This window comes from Rhizobium sp. RSm-3, assembly GCF_001854685.1.
GTDB classification, from domain to species: Bacteria; Pseudomonadota; Alphaproteobacteria; order Rhizobiales; family Rhizobiaceae; genus Rhizobium; species Rhizobium ecuadorense.
Genome location: NZ_MAWZ01000024.1, coordinates 402,783 through 415,022 on the forward strand (window position 1 = coordinate 402,783; position 12,240 = coordinate 415,022).

16 protein-coding genes are annotated in these 12,240 nt (G+C 61.6%); 6 read left to right on the forward strand and 10 right to left on the reverse strand.

What is annotated here, in order from left to right; all coding sequences use genetic code 11:
- Nucleotides 1-36: 36 nt before the first annotated feature.
- The 4 genes from BBJ66_RS21005 to BBJ66_RS21020 all read right to left on the reverse strand — a co-directional run bounded on the left by BBJ66_RS21005 (nucleotide 37) and on the right by BBJ66_RS21020 (nucleotide 3,741).
- The gene (locus BBJ66_RS21005) at nucleotides 37-312 is read right to left on the reverse strand and encodes a hypothetical protein (RefSeq protein WP_003586322.1); all 276 of its coding nucleotides are present in this window, start codon (nucleotides 310-312) and stop codon (nucleotides 37-39) included.
- Nucleotides 313-425: 113 nt separating this feature from the next.
- Complete coding sequence (locus BBJ66_RS21010; protein ID WP_071089498.1) at nucleotides 426-2,000, reverse strand: D-alanyl-D-alanine carboxypeptidase; 1,575 nt, start codon at nucleotides 1,998-2,000, stop codon at nucleotides 426-428.
- A 136-nt stretch (nucleotides 2,001-2,136) separates the two neighbouring features.
- A complete protein-coding gene (locus BBJ66_RS21015; RefSeq protein WP_071089501.1) occupies nucleotides 2,137-2,922 on the reverse strand; it encodes a hypothetical protein in 786 nt (261 codons plus the stop codon).
- Between the two features lie 213 nt (nucleotides 2,923-3,135).
- Nucleotides 3,136-3,741, reverse strand: coding sequence for a transglutaminase-like cysteine peptidase (locus BBJ66_RS21020; protein WP_049735390.1), 606 nt, complete (start codon nucleotides 3,739-3,741; stop codon nucleotides 3,136-3,138).
- Nucleotides 3,742-3,769: 28 nt separating this feature from the next.
- Here BBJ66_RS21020 and BBJ66_RS34615 point away from each other — a divergent pair, with 28 nt between their 5' ends.
- Nucleotides 3,770-3,985: a hypothetical protein gene (locus BBJ66_RS34615; RefSeq protein ID WP_128146126.1), complete on the forward strand. Its 216-nt coding sequence runs from the start codon at nucleotides 3,770-3,772 to the stop codon at nucleotides 3,983-3,985.
- Between the two features lie 121 nt (nucleotides 3,986-4,106).
- On the opposite strand, the gene pip is transcribed toward BBJ66_RS34615, so the two are convergent.
- The 3 genes from pip to BBJ66_RS21035 all read right to left on the reverse strand — a co-directional run bounded on the left by pip (nucleotide 4,107) and on the right by BBJ66_RS21035 (nucleotide 6,637).
- Nucleotides 4,107-5,081 carry a prolyl aminopeptidase gene (gene pip, locus BBJ66_RS21025; protein ID WP_071089504.1) on the reverse strand — a complete coding sequence of 325 codons (975 nt, stop codon included), beginning with the start codon at nucleotides 5,079-5,081 and terminating at the stop codon, nucleotides 4,107-4,109.
- 203 nt (nucleotides 5,082-5,284) lie between these two features.
- Nucleotides 5,285-5,896, reverse strand: a complete 612-nt coding sequence (locus tag BBJ66_RS21030; RefSeq protein ID WP_071089507.1) for a PilZ domain-containing protein — start codon at nucleotides 5,894-5,896, stop codon at nucleotides 5,285-5,287.
- A 123-nt stretch (nucleotides 5,897-6,019) separates the two neighbouring features.
- A complete protein-coding gene (locus BBJ66_RS21035; protein WP_049735393.1) occupies nucleotides 6,020-6,637 on the reverse strand; it encodes a PAS domain-containing protein in 618 nt (205 codons plus the stop codon).
- A 293-nt stretch (nucleotides 6,638-6,930) separates the two neighbouring features.
- Here BBJ66_RS21035 and BBJ66_RS21040 point away from each other — a divergent pair, with 293 nt between their 5' ends.
- Both BBJ66_RS21040 and BBJ66_RS21045 read left to right on the forward strand, forming a co-directional pair.
- The gene (locus tag BBJ66_RS21040) at nucleotides 6,931-7,722 is read left to right on the forward strand and encodes a rhomboid family intramembrane serine protease (protein ID WP_049735394.1); all 792 of its coding nucleotides are present in this window, start codon (nucleotides 6,931-6,933) and stop codon (nucleotides 7,720-7,722) included.
- A gap of 91 nt (nucleotides 7,723-7,813) precedes the next feature.
- A complete protein-coding gene (locus tag BBJ66_RS21045; RefSeq protein ID WP_049735395.1) occupies nucleotides 7,814-8,248 on the forward strand; it encodes a CBS domain-containing protein in 435 nt (144 codons plus the stop codon).
- Nucleotides 8,249-8,326: 78 nt separating this feature from the next.
- On the opposite strand, the gene BBJ66_RS21050 is transcribed toward BBJ66_RS21045, so the two are convergent.
- From BBJ66_RS21050 to folE, 3 genes are all read right to left on the reverse strand, one after another.
- Nucleotides 8,327-9,289: a patatin-like phospholipase family protein gene (locus tag BBJ66_RS21050; protein ID WP_049735396.1), complete on the reverse strand. Its 963-nt coding sequence runs from the start codon at nucleotides 9,287-9,289 to the stop codon at nucleotides 8,327-8,329.
- 129 nt (nucleotides 9,290-9,418) lie between these two features.
- Nucleotides 9,419-9,871, reverse strand: coding sequence for a phosphoribosyl-AMP cyclohydrolase (gene hisI, locus BBJ66_RS21055; RefSeq protein ID WP_071089510.1), 453 nt, complete (start codon nucleotides 9,869-9,871; stop codon nucleotides 9,419-9,421).
- 25 nt (nucleotides 9,872-9,896) lie between these two features.
- On the reverse strand, nucleotides 9,897-10,511 hold the full coding sequence (gene folE / locus BBJ66_RS21060) for a GTP cyclohydrolase I FolE (RefSeq protein ID WP_049735398.1): 615 nt from the start codon (nucleotides 10,509-10,511) through the stop codon (nucleotides 9,897-9,899).
- Between the two features lie 310 nt (nucleotides 10,512-10,821).
- Here folE and BBJ66_RS21065 point away from each other — a divergent pair, with 310 nt between their 5' ends.
- Genes BBJ66_RS21065 through BBJ66_RS21075 form a run of 3 tightly spaced genes read left to right on the forward strand, consistent with a single transcriptional unit; the run spans nucleotide 10,822 to nucleotide 12,211 of the window.
- Entirely contained in the window at nucleotides 10,822-11,268 is a 447-nt protein-coding gene (locus tag BBJ66_RS21065) for an iron-sulfur cluster assembly scaffold protein (RefSeq protein ID WP_071089513.1), read from the forward strand.
- Between the two features lie 5 nt (nucleotides 11,269-11,273).
- The gene (gene yidD / locus BBJ66_RS21070) at nucleotides 11,274-11,678 is read left to right on the forward strand and encodes a membrane protein insertion efficiency factor YidD (protein ID WP_071089516.1); all 405 of its coding nucleotides are present in this window, start codon (nucleotides 11,274-11,276) and stop codon (nucleotides 11,676-11,678) included.
- A gap of 5 nt (nucleotides 11,679-11,683) precedes the next feature.
- Nucleotides 11,684-12,211: a DUF1697 domain-containing protein gene (locus BBJ66_RS21075; protein WP_049735401.1), complete on the forward strand. Its 528-nt coding sequence runs from the start codon at nucleotides 11,684-11,686 to the stop codon at nucleotides 12,209-12,211.
- Nucleotides 12,212-12,240: the final 29 nt, after the last annotated feature.

The window sequence follows — 12,240 nt, forward strand, 5'->3', positions numbered from 1 at the left end:
CAAAACGCGTTCGGTTCCGGGCGGCGGCACCAAGCTTCAGCGCAGGCGCAGCTGCACCGGCGCGCTGCCGTCAGGCGAGGTTACATGCAGATGGATGCGGGCTTCGGGCTGGGAATAGCGCCAGGCGCGGGCACCATGGCAAAGCAGCAGGTTGATGAGGTCGCGGGTCTTCGGAGACTTCGCCTTCGGCCGCTGCAGGCCGATCTCGGCCAGCCGCATCGCCGCCTCGTGCAACGGATGCAGCGACGAACGCCCCTTGGCCGCCATGCGGCGGTCTGAAGGCATTCCCGGAACATTCTCATTGATCGCCATTGTTTTCCCCGTACGCCATACTGATCGAGTTCAAGAACGATGGCCGGAAACGCAAACACCGATTCCGGCCGTTACCGATGCCGCCGGCCATCTTGCAGGCAGCACCGAATAGCTCATTGGGCAGCCGCCCAGCACTTGATACCGGCCTTCTTCAAGGCCTTGCAGGCATTGACAGCATCGCGCTGGTCGTCGAAACCGCCGAAGCGGGCGCGGTAAAGCTGGTCACCGCCGGCCGCATAGGCGACGGCGAAGGGCTTTGCCGAGGCCAGCGCCTTGCCGCCCTTGGTCTTGGCGCTCTCCAGAAGATCCATCGCCATCTGCCGGCTCGGCGAGACGCCGACCTGCACGACCCAGCCGCTCGGGCCATTGTCGGTTGAAGCGGCGCTGGCCGGGGCAGGGGTGGTCGAAGCAGTGGTGACGTTGTCGACCGCCGTATCGGCCTGTTCCGGCCGCATGGAAGCGGGTGCCGGCTTCGGCGCGGAGAGCGATGCCTGCTGCTTGAAGGTCGTGGTCTTGACCTTGGTCGGCGCCGGCATCGGCTGGGCTACCAGCGGATTGTCGGATTTCGGCTGAGCGGTCTCGGCATAGGCGACCTCGGTCTCGGCAGCCTGATAGCGCGCATCCGGCAGCGGGCCCTTATGCGGCAGGCTGAGATCGGCAGCGGCTGCGGAAACCGGCGGCTGTGCTGCGGTGATCGTCTTTGCCACTTGCGGCTGGACCTTCTGCGGCATGACCGGAGCAGGCGTCACGATCATCTCAGGGGCAGGGGCCGCCTGGGCGATCAGTGCCGACGATCCGCCGCGGCTCGATGCCTTCGGCAGGTAGGTGGCGATCAGGTTGCGCATCTGGGCGTCGCGGGCGGGTGTCGAGGCGCCGCCGAGCACGACACCGACGATCGACTTGCCGTCCACCTGCACCGAGCTCACCAGATTGAAGCCGGCGGCGCGGGTATATCCGGTCTTGATGCCGTCGACGCCTCGCACCGAACCGACCAGGCGGTTGTGGCTGCGGATCGTGCGGGTGCCGAACTTGAAGGCACGGGTGGAGAAATAGCCGTAATATTGCGGGAAATGCTGGCGAAGGGCGATGCCGAGACGGGCCTGATCGCGCGCCGTCGTCATCTGCGCCGTGTTCGGCAGGCCGTTGGCATTGCGATAGGTGGTGCGCGTCATGCCGAGCGCATGCGCCTTGGCGGTCATCAGCTGGGCAAAGCGATCCTCGCTGCCGCCGCCGAGCATTTCACCGAGCGCGGTTGCCGCGTCATTGGCCGACAGGGTGACGAGGCCGAGGATGCCCTGTTCGACGGTGATCGTGCCGCCGGCACGAACGCCGAGCTTGGTCGGCGCCTGGGCTGCCGCATGGGCGGAGAAGGGAACCGGCGTATCCAAGCGGATGCGGCCCTGCTCCAGCGCCTCGAAGGTCATGTAGATGGTCATCATCTTGGTCAGCGAGGCGGGGTATTGCAGCCGGTCGGCATTCTCGCTGTAGAGAACGTTGCCGGTCTTGGCGTCGACGACGATGCCCGCATATTTCGAATTCGCCGCTTCCGCTTCGGCACTGACCGAATCGACCAGGACGACCGTGAGGGCTACCGAAAGGATCGCCATGAGCTTTGCAAAAAAGCTGCCGGATCGGGACGATGATACGGAGGAGACTGACCTTGACACTATTCCACTCTTCGCTTGCATTTCAGTTATTTGGCATTCGGATATTCGGCACTGGGACGGCACGCCTCCCGCAGCACAGCCCGTCTTTGGAATTTACCGATTGGGCGTTACCAATCCGTTTATGATGAATCGTTTATTTCGCTGGCAGGGGAGCATTTTAGGGACTTGTCGCAGAACGGTTCATAAGACGCGCTTCCACAAAGGTGCGGATAGCGGCATCAATATGTTCCCAGTCATTCAAATGGCTGCTTGAGAAGCGGTAGAGAACACTAAGATCTCTGCCGACCTTGATATCACGCTGACAATCCCCGCTTGCCGCCCTGTCCGGGACAGACGGCAAGATGCAGCGCACGACGTAATCCGGCCCGTTTTTGACGGGCGCCGTCAGCAGTACCTCGTCGCCGTAACCCGCGTCGGCGCGAAGACGGTGGAGCGTCAGGCTGTCGCGGAAGGGCTCGGCCGGGCCTTCGAGCAGGTGCGAATAGATCGGCTCCAGCCGTCCGGACATGTCGCGCGACATGGTGCTCTGGGTAATCTGCAGAAAGATCAGACCGGAGGATTGGCCGATATCGTCGAATCGAAGGTGGTTTTCCTTGCCGTAGCCCTGCATCTCGGGCCAGGCGAGGTAGAGATCGACACGCTCGGCCGCACCGTCATGCCTTTGACTGGGGAAGCGGATGGCATTCTCGGGGAGTTTCACGGTGTCGCGGCCGATGGCCAGCGTGATTTCGACCGTGCTGTCGGTGTTGCCGGCAAGCGAAATATGCCGGCCGAACCAGCGGCCGCCGATACTGATGGCGACGGTCAGGACCGCGAGGATGGCGATCACCGCCATCGTGCGGAGGAGAAAGCCCATGGAAAAAAGCGGCTGCTCGTCGGGTGCGCTGTGCGCGGCGTGGCTCATGGCGGTGCTTCGTATTTCGGTCCGCCGCAGGAGGAACATGAGCCGCCGGTGCCGATGATGAATCTGATCGGCATGATCAGACCAGCACGGTTAATAATTCGCTAAGATTTCAGGGGCGTGGGTCGCCTGGGGACGAAGCCTGTCCCGAAAAGGGACGAGCCGTTCCCGGGACAGCGGGAACGGCTCTTGGGCACCGGTCGGGACGGGATACGGGGACTGACCGGGCCGCAGGCTGCAGCCGACAGGCTGTTCTTACTTGACGCTACCGACCGCGACAGCGCGGCCGTCCTGGAGCTTCGACCAGCGGGCCGGATTGTCGGCGGACTGACGCTTCAGGTAGGTGTATTCGGTATCTGACCACAGCAGCACCTTGTTGCGCATGTTGTCGAGGATGAAGTCGCCGTGATCGGTACGAACAGTCAGCACGGCATGGCCTTCGCCGTTCGGCTGCAGCACGACGGTGATCAGCGTGTCGGATGGCGAGAAGCCGTCTTCGATCAGCATCTTGCGCTTCAGCAGCACATAATCCTCGCAGTCGCCGACGGTTGTCGGATAGGCCCAGCGCTCTTCGACGCCGTAAATCTGTTCATCCGTCTCCGGCTGGATCGTCGAATTGACGGTGTAGTTGACCTTGAGAATTTCCTTCCAGCGATCCTCGGTGAGGATGGCCGGCCCGGCATCGCCGCCGGCAAAGACGCATTCCGTCGGATTCGCCTTGCAGAATTCATAGTGCCCGATCGGCGGGCTGGCATTGCCCGCCAGGGCCATGCTGGCCGGCATCGCCTGTCCCGAACCCGCCATCGCCGTCATGAGAGCACCGGCCAGAAGGCCGCCTTTCCAGATGTTTGCAGTTGTCATAGCCGTCTCCCCGTAAGTTGAGGCGACAATGACACGTACGTTTTTATCTCACGGAAAATTACGCAATAGAATTAAAGGCTTAGTTGATTCAAATGCCGATAAAATCTGGCTAAAAACAATCTCGAATGCGCGTAAAATTCGACGCGCATTTGTCTCGAAATCGATTAAAATTGTACCTGCCGCAACAAGGCTTTCGACTGGGAAAAGCTTGCATTGCCGCCTGGGCGTTAAGGATTTTCGCTGAGCCGGATAAAGGCCGGCCGCGGTTCGGCGCCGCGCGATGGGCTGGCAATGCAGGCGGAATCGGGCGATTCGGCCCGGTCAAAAGCAGACGATCGTTCGGATTTCAGTTTTCGGCGGTAAAATTATTTTTGCTGGAAATCGCGAAATTGATCAGTGGCGGCGACGATCGCGGCGCTCATATCGGGATTTGCGGTGGAATGGGCCGCATACGGAAGGATTTGCAGCTCGCTTTGCGGCCAGGCGCGGGCCAGTTCCCAGGCGGTGACGAGCGGCGCCTCGATATCGAGCCGCCCCTGCAGCAGGATCGCCGGGATGCCTGTCAGCCGTCCGGCGTTGTTCAACAGTTGGCCGTCTTCCAACCAGGCGCCGTTGACGAAATAGTGGGTGATGATGCGGGCGCGCGTCAGCAGATAGGCCGGATCGGCCCAGCGGCGCGGCAACCCTTCAGGATCGGCGAGCAGGATCGAGGCCGCCTCCCAATCATGCCAGTCGCGGGCCGCTTTCAGCCGCGTCTCTGAGTCGGGATGGTTGAGCAGACGATGATAGGCGGCAACCATATCCTGATCTTGCCCCTGGCCGCCTGAAAAAGCCGCCTCGCGGAAACGGTGCCATTCCTCAGGAAAGAGCGGCGCCATGCCGCGACAGAGCCAGTCGATTTCCGAGCGCCTCGTGGTGGTCACGCCCGATATGACGATCGCGGCGACACGCTGCGGATGGGTTTCGGCATAGGCGAGCGCCAGCGTCGAGCCCCAGGAATTGCCGAAAACGAGCCAGGTGTCGATACCGAAGAAGACCCGCAGCCGCTCGATATCGCCGACGAGATGCCAGGTGGTGTTGAGGGAGAGATCGGTTTTGCGATCGGCGGCGCTCGGCAGGCTGCGGCCGCAATTGCGCTGGTCGAACAGAATGATTCGGTAGGCGTCGGGATCGAAAAGGCGCCGCGCCGTCCTCGAACAGCCGGAGCCCGGCCCGCCGTGCAGTAACAGCGCCGGCCGGCCCGCCGGATTGCCGCAGGCCTCCCAGTAGATCAGGTTGCCGTCGCCGGTGTCGAGCAGGCCATGATCATGGGGTTCGATTTCCGGATAGAGAGCTGACATCGTTCTGCCTGTCGCAGGTTGTTCTACTCATAATATCTATGGCTGAATGGTTGGAACGACTTGCGACAAGATTTGGCGCCTGCTTTCCGAAGCCGGATTCGTTGCCGCAGGCAGATCTCCTGCCGTGAAGCCGGGGCTTTTCAACGCGACCCGACCGGGTGCGCGCCCGGCAAGCACTTCGCGGCACCGTCAGCCGCGGTCTCTTAGAGGAATTCGCGCAGCGTCTCGCGGGACTGGATCGACAGGAATTCGATCGCCACACCTTCGACGAAATGGCGGACGACGCGGCCGCGCATGTTGCCGAGCCGCACCGCGGTTCCGATCGAGGGGCGCATCTCGACATCGACGGCGGCGCCCGACAGCGAAAGGTCCATGATCCGGCAGGTATAACGCGTACCGTCCTCGAGCGTCAGTTCGGTATTTGTATCGCGCGGCGTCAGACGGTCATGGCGACGATCTTCCGGCAGGCCGAGTTCATGTTTGTTGGCAAGCCAGGTGAGCTGGGCGGCGAGCTTCTCCCGCTTCCGCTCGGTGGCGTTGATCGACATGGTGAAGCCGCGGCCATCGATGGTCTGGACATAGCCTTCGACACGGCCGAGATGGTCGATATAGGCGACGACGCGTTCGTTGGTGCGGGGACGGCCAAGGCAGGTGACGTACATGTCGCCGGGCGACATGTCGATCACCATGCATTCGAACTCCTCGTAGTTCGCAAGCATCAGCCGGCCCTGCATATTGATGGGCACACGCTGAAAAACGCCCTGTTCAGGGCGCGGCGCAGGTCTTTGCGTCTGAGCTGGCTGGAACGAGTGCATCAAAGGGCTTCTTTATGAGATCTGAGGGACCGATCATTACCCGTAATCCATTAACAGAAGGTTGTTTTGCCTCATTCTCATATAGCCGAAAACGAGTATGCCCGATGTCCTGAAACGGGACTGTCAGCGCGCCTCCGCACTTGTCAGCAACTGCGACACCATGCGGCGCATGACCTGGCCGAAACCGGCGCTTCTGCCGGCGACGATTTCGTTGATCGGGCGCAGCTCAGCGGCTTCAGCATTGCCGAATTTTCCGGGCAGCAGACGGCTGCGGTCGAGCGCCAGGAATTCGAGCGGTACGATCTCCAGCCAGCTCGCGGCCGCCGTGGGTGCGATCGCGCCGAGCAGCCGGTCACAGACGCCGCCCGGCGAGCGCAGCGGCATCATGATGATCTCGAAGGAGGCCTGATGTCCGACAGTGCTGTAGCCGGTGGCGTTGAACAGGGTCGGCATGGCGTGGTCCATGACGCCCATCGCCGTGCGTTCGATGTCAGCGTGCTGGCCGTTTGCCCAGAGTGAGGAGAAACGTGCGCCGCGCAGATCCCGCCCGAACAGATCGCAGATGCGGGTGCCGGCGAGCCGGAAGCCGATGTCGCCTTCCTCGCGGATCTCGAGGATGAACAGGCTTTGGAGCAGATGGGGGACGGCGGAGGGTTCGACCTGCGATTTCAGCGGCGCATCGGCTGCGCCGCGGATACGGTTCCAATAGTCAAAAATTTCGATGGTCGTTTGCACACGCATTTTTCACCAACCTGTCCCATTCCGGATCATTTTCGGGCACTCATTGCCCCTACAGGCTCTACCTTGCGGATTTCATGCCAACTCGGGGCGGTTAAGGTTAAGAAAGGGTTTCGGTTGAGGTGCGGCGGCTATCGTGACACTGTCGCGCCATCGCTTCGACTTTCGAAGTTCAGCACAACCTGCCCGGGCCAAGGTCTTTCCTGGAGATCCCGGTATGCCGTCCGGCGCTTCGGACGGCTTTTTTTTTGACAGGTGCTCCTGTATGGCTGTGGCCTCAACGAGGCGATAGTGAAATGAATGAGCAGACGGTCGAGCCGCATAAGGCGCCCGAACCTTTCGAGGTCCAGCCGCCGGCAAAACCGCCGCGCGAGCCGGTCTTCAACCTTCCGCCGGCGCTGTTCTTCAGCCTTTGCCTGCTTGTCGTCATCTATGCGGTGCAGGAACTCGTGCTCTCCGACGATGCGCTGAGCTGGCTGTTCTTCACCTTCGGCTTCGTGCCCGCCCGCTATGTAATTCCGCTGTCGCAGCAGGGGCCGGAGCTGTTCTGGACGCCCGTCACCTATTCGCTGCTGCATGGCAGCGTCCAGCATATCGTCTTCAACGGCTTCTGGTTGATGGCCTTCGGCGCGCCGGTCGTGCGCCGCATCGGGACGCTGCGTTTCGTGCTCTTCTGGCTTTTCTCAGCCATCGCGTCGGCGGCCCTGCACGCGGTCCTGAACTGGGGGGATGTGACGCTTTTGATCGGCGCGTCGGGCGTCATCTCCGGGCTGATGGGGGCTGCCTGCCGATTCGCCTTTCCGGCCGAACGGCGGCCGATGCTGCCTGCGCATCTCAATGCCCGGCTTTCCATCGTCGAGGCGCTGCGGAGCCGCACCGTCGTCATTTTCATGCTGCTCTGGCTGGTCGGCAACGCCCTGATCGCCGTCGGCATCCCGCTCGTCGGCGACAGCGATCAGGCCATTGCCTGGGACGCCCATATCGGCGGTTTCGTCTTCGGTTTCCTGCTGTTTTCGCTGTTCGACCGGGCGCCGCGCCCACCTGTCACGGAAGCCGCCGATACGCAGAAGGATGTGTTGCAATCCTGAGCCGGTCAGTGCACCATCGACCTATCCGCGATGGGGGGAGAAACCGCCGCGGATGCCTGTGACAAGTGTTTCACGGACATAGGAGGTTCGAATGACCAGTTCAGTCAAAGCAATTCTCGACCTGAAGGGCAGGGACGTATTTACCGCCGGGCCGAATACCACCGTCGCCGAAGCGGCGGTCATCCTTAGCAAGAAAAAGATCGGCGCTATCGTTGTCGTCGGCATGGAGAACCGGATTTCCGGCATGTTTACGGAGCGCGATCTCGTGCATGCCATCGCCAAATATGGCAAGGACGGCCTCGACCAGTCGCTGGCCCAGGTGATGACCGCGAAGGTCTACCGCTGCCATGAAGAGACGACCGTCAACGAGCTGATGGAGCTGATGACCAGCCGCCGTTTCCGCCACGTGCCGGTGGAAAGCAACGGCAAGCTTGCCGGCATCATCTCGATCGGTGACGTAGTGAAATCGCGCATCGCCGAAGTCGAGCGCGAGACCGAGGAAATCAAGGCCTATATCGCGGGCTGAGGTTTTCCCCGGCGCATTTGGCTGATCGTTGCCCCAAAACGCTGACGCGCTTCTGGGCAAAGTGTAAGGGGTTGGGCGTCAGGGCTGGCTGGCGTAGATTTCCTGCATGCGTTTGATTTCGGGGAGCCTGGCTCTCGCTTCCTCGTAGCCGCGTTCGATCGCCTCGCCGGCGCGGTGGAATTCGGAAAGGCCGATATAGCTCAGACGCGGCTGCAGCGAAATATCCGGCGGGTCGCCGGCAAGGCGCGCGCGGGCGATCCTATCCTGGATGATGTTGAATGCCTGCACCATGACGCCGGTCATGCCGAGACGGGCATAGGGCGCCTCTTCCTGCTTCTGCACTTCCTGGGGCGAGAGGCTGGCATTGTGCCGGACGACGGCCGAGCGGCCATAGAGATCGTAATTGAGATTGACGGCGACGACCAGCGGCTGCTCGTAGGCGCGGCAAACGGAGACGGGAACGGGATTGACCAGCGCGCCGTCGACCAGCGTGCGGTGATTGCTGCGCACCGGCTCGAAAATACCGGGCAGGGCATAGGAGGCGCGCAGCGCCGTAATCAGCGAACCATTGGCGATCCAGACCTCATGGCCGGTATTGACCTCGGCGGCGACGGCGACGAACGGCCGGTCGAGATCCTCGACGTTCAGGCCTTCGAGATGTTCCTGCATGCGCTTGGTCAGCCGCATGCCGCCGAACAGGCCGCTGCCGCCGATGGTGAGATCGAGGAGACTTGCGATGCGCCGCATCGTCAGCGAGCGGGCGAAAGTTTCGAGTTCATCGAGTTTGCCGGCGAGATAGCAGCCGCCGACCAGCGCGCCGATCGAAGTGCCGGCAATCATGCCGATCTCGATTTTTGCCTCGTCAAGGGCGCGCAGCACGCCGATATGGGCCCAGCCGCGGGCCGCTCCACCGCCAAGTGCGAGTGCGATCTTGATTCTTTTGACGGGAGCTGGAGGCGGGATCGTCTCGATCGTGGTCGACATGCCGGAACCGGAACCCTCGCCTTCGGAGCTTTGACGATGCAAATTCCAGCTCAGCATGGCGCTCTCCCTCCCAGCAGAACACTTGGGTTTCGATAGTGTGCCCGATCAGTTTCCAAATGGTATATAGAGGCGACTTCTGGCGCAATAAGGAGCAGATGCCGGGAAATTCCGACTCTGTTTCCGAGCCTATTTTCCGTAAACGTCCTGCGGATCGAAATGACGCTCGTCGTCGACGATATCGAGCATCGGCTTTCCGTCTTGAAGCGTGATCGTGCGATAGAAGCAGGAGCGGCGGCCAGTGTGACAGGTGGCGTCGTGGCCGGCGACCTCGACCTTCAGCCAGATGGCGTCCTGATCGCAATCGGTGCGGATTTCCTTGACCGTCTGGAGATTGCCCGAGGTCTCGCCCTTCTTCCAGATCTTGCCGCGCGAACGGCTGAAATAATGGGCCGTGCCGGTCTGGATGGTCAGCGCCAGGGCCTGGGCGTTCATATGCGCCACCATCAGCAGTTCGCCGTCGCCGGCGTCGGTGACGATCGCGGTGATCAGGCCGCGGTCGTCGAATCGCGGCGTGAAATCGCCGGCGTCTTCCAAGGCCGACTTGTCTTCGGATGGTTGGTTGAAGATCAGTTGACCCATCGCGGCCCTCCTGAGGGAGCCGGTATCAGCGGCTCCGCACCATGGTCATGAACCGGGCCTGATCGGCCGGCTCGGTCTTGAACGTACCCGTAAACGTCGTCGTCAAGGTGGTCGAGCCCTGCTTCTGAACGCCGCGCATCGCCATGCACATATGTTCGGCCTCGATCATCACGGCGACACCACGTGGGTTGAGCGTATCGTCGATCGCCCGGGCGATCTGCGCCGTCATCGTTTCCTGCGTCTGCAGGCGGCGGCCATAGATCTCGACGACGCGGGCAATCTTCGACAGGCCGAGCACACGGCCATCAGGCATGTAGGCGACGTGCGCCTTGCCGATGATCGGCACCATATGGTGTTCGCAATGCGAGAAGAACGGAATGTCCTTGACGAGGACCATGTCGTCGTAGCCGGCGACCTCCTCGAAAGTGCGGCCGAGCACGTCTTCCGGCGCCATGTCGTAACCGGAAAAAAGCTCGCGGTACGATTTGACGACACGGGCCGGCGTTTCGATCAGGCCTTCGCGCGCCGGGTTCTCACCGGCCCAGCGCAGCAGGACGCGAACGGCTTCCTCCGCCTCCTGCTGGGAGGGGCGATCGGAATCGCGGTTCGTCTGCGGAAAGTTCTTAACGATGGCGTCCATGAACAATGGTCTCCTGGTCCGCACCGCGGACCCATCTGTCGGAATCGCCACTGGTCAATCCCATGCGGGAATTCATGCACCTTTGGCAGGCTCCGGGGCTTTCGAGGTGCATTCAACACCTGTCCGGCACGGTTTCCCAATCAAACTTACACGAGGCCATTGCATTTTAATGGCCTTCGAACGACATACATATAGGAAGACGGCCATCGTATGTAAGTATCCTCAGATGACACGGTGTGTTTTTTGTTTCAATAACAATAACAGCCCTTATTGAGGCCGATCCGCAGCGATTTTGGAGCGGAAATCCAACATGGACGACATCTACAACAGCAAGATCCTCGAATTCGCCGGCAATATTCCGTTGACCGGCACATTGGCGGATGCCGATGCGAGCGCCCAGGCCTATTCGAAGCTGTGCGGTTCGAAGGTCAGGATCTGGCTGAAAATGGACGGCGATATCGTCACCGGTTTTGCCCATGACGTGAAGGCCTGCGCCCTCGGCCAGGCCTCGTCCTCGATCATGGCGCGCCATGTCGTCGGCGCGACATCGGGCGAATTGCGCCAGGCACGCCAGGATATGCTCGCCATGTTGAAGGCGGATGGAGCCGGGCCCGAGGGACGGTTCGAGGACATGCGCTATCTGCTGCCGGTGCGGGACTACAAGGCCCGCCATGCTTCGACGATGCTGACCTTCGATGCGGTCGTCGATGCGATCGGGCAGATCGAGGCGAATCGGGCTGAGTTTGTCGAGGCGTAACTGAGATGTGTGAGTTCTGCGCCCTGCAGGCAGGCGATGAGGACGACGGTGGCGCCGCCGGGCCCGACAAGCCGCGTGAAAAGGCCGCACGTATTTCCCGCAATTATACCGGTCCGTTCCGTAAGACTCCCGACCGTCTGCTCGGCATGGGGTTCATCCGTCTCTACCAGTTGACGCTTTCCGGCTTTGTCGGCAATTCCTGCCGCCATATCCCGACCTGCTCCGAATATGGCTACGAGTCGATCGCCCGTCACGGCCTGTGGGCTGGCGGCTGGATGACGCTGTTTCGCGTCGGCCGCTGCGGCCCCGGCGGCACCAGCGGCCCCGACCGGGTGCCGGAGATGCTGGACGACAAATTCCGCTGGTGGACGCCGTGGCGGTATTTCTTCCTCGGACGCAAGAGAGAGTGAGGGCAATGGGCATGTTCGTCGCACTTCTGCACAGCATCGTCCTGACGCCCGACCGCCGCGTCATCATGGAAGATCTGCGCGCGCTTGCCAAAGAGCTTGGCTATCGCGAGCCGCGCACGCTTGTTTCCACCGGCAATCTGGTTTTCGAGGCCGACGACGTCAGGCCGCACGAACTCGAGGTCGCGCTGGAAGAGGGGTTCGAAGAGAAATTCGGCAAACATGTCGATATCATCGTGCGCAGCGACTGCACCTGGATGGCGCTTTGCGGCACCAATCCTTTCAGGGACGGCAGCGGCGACCAGGTCATTGTCCGGGTGATGAGGCTGCCGGTCGATCCTGAGAAGGTGGAGGCGCTGAAACCGCTGATGACGGAGGGACAGCGCATCGCCATCGTCGGCGGCGATCTCTGGATCGATTTCGCCGGCAAACCCAGCCAATCCAAATTGCTTTCGGCACTGACGACCAAGCGGCTCGGCATCGGGACGATGCGCAATTGGAACACGGTGTGCGGCCTGACGGACATGCTGTTCTAGATGCAGGAAGAGCACGGTCTTTGAAAGTT

Coding starts and splice junctions, on each gene's coding strand:
- BBJ66_RS21005 (WP_003586322.1), bottom strand. CDS start 312: ATGGCGATCAATGAGAATGTTCCGGGAATGCCTTCAGACCGCCGCATG.
- BBJ66_RS21010 (WP_071089498.1), bottom strand. CDS start 2,000: ATGCAAGCGAAGAGTGGAATAGTGTCAAGGTCAGTCTCCTCCGTATCA.
- BBJ66_RS21015 (WP_071089501.1), bottom strand. CDS start 2,922: ATGTTCCTCCTGCGGCGGACCGAAATACGAAGCACCGCCATGAGCCAC.
- BBJ66_RS21020 (WP_049735390.1), bottom strand. CDS start 3,741: ATGACAACTGCAAACATCTGGAAAGGCGGCCTTCTGGCCGGTGCTCTC.
- BBJ66_RS34615 (WP_128146126.1), top strand. CDS start 3,770: ATGACACGTACGTTTTTATCTCACGGAAAATTACGCAATAGAATTAAA.
- pip (WP_071089504.1), bottom strand. CDS start 5,081: ATGTCAGCTCTCTATCCGGAAATCGAACCCCATGATCATGGCCTGCTC.
- BBJ66_RS21030 (WP_071089507.1), bottom strand. CDS start 5,896: ATGCACTCGTTCCAGCCAGCTCAGACGCAAAGACCTGCGCCGCGCCCT.
- BBJ66_RS21035 (WP_049735393.1), bottom strand. CDS start 6,637: ATGCGTGTGCAAACGACCATCGAAATTTTTGACTATTGGAACCGTATC.
- BBJ66_RS21040 (WP_049735394.1), top strand. CDS start 6,931: ATGAATGAGCAGACGGTCGAGCCGCATAAGGCGCCCGAACCTTTCGAG.
- BBJ66_RS21045 (WP_049735395.1), top strand. CDS start 7,814: ATGACCAGTTCAGTCAAAGCAATTCTCGACCTGAAGGGCAGGGACGTA.
- BBJ66_RS21050 (WP_049735396.1), bottom strand. CDS start 9,289: ATGCTGAGCTGGAATTTGCATCGTCAAAGCTCCGAAGGCGAGGGTTCC.
- hisI (WP_071089510.1), bottom strand. CDS start 9,871: ATGGGTCAACTGATCTTCAACCAACCATCCGAAGACAAGTCGGCCTTG.
- folE (WP_049735398.1), bottom strand. CDS start 10,511: ATGGACGCCATCGTTAAGAACTTTCCGCAGACGAACCGCGATTCCGAT.
- BBJ66_RS21065 (WP_071089513.1), top strand. CDS start 10,822: ATGGACGACATCTACAACAGCAAGATCCTCGAATTCGCCGGCAATATT.
- yidD (WP_071089516.1), top strand. CDS start 11,274: ATGTGTGAGTTCTGCGCCCTGCAGGCAGGCGATGAGGACGACGGTGGC.
- BBJ66_RS21075 (WP_049735401.1), top strand. CDS start 11,684: ATGGGCATGTTCGTCGCACTTCTGCACAGCATCGTCCTGACGCCCGAC.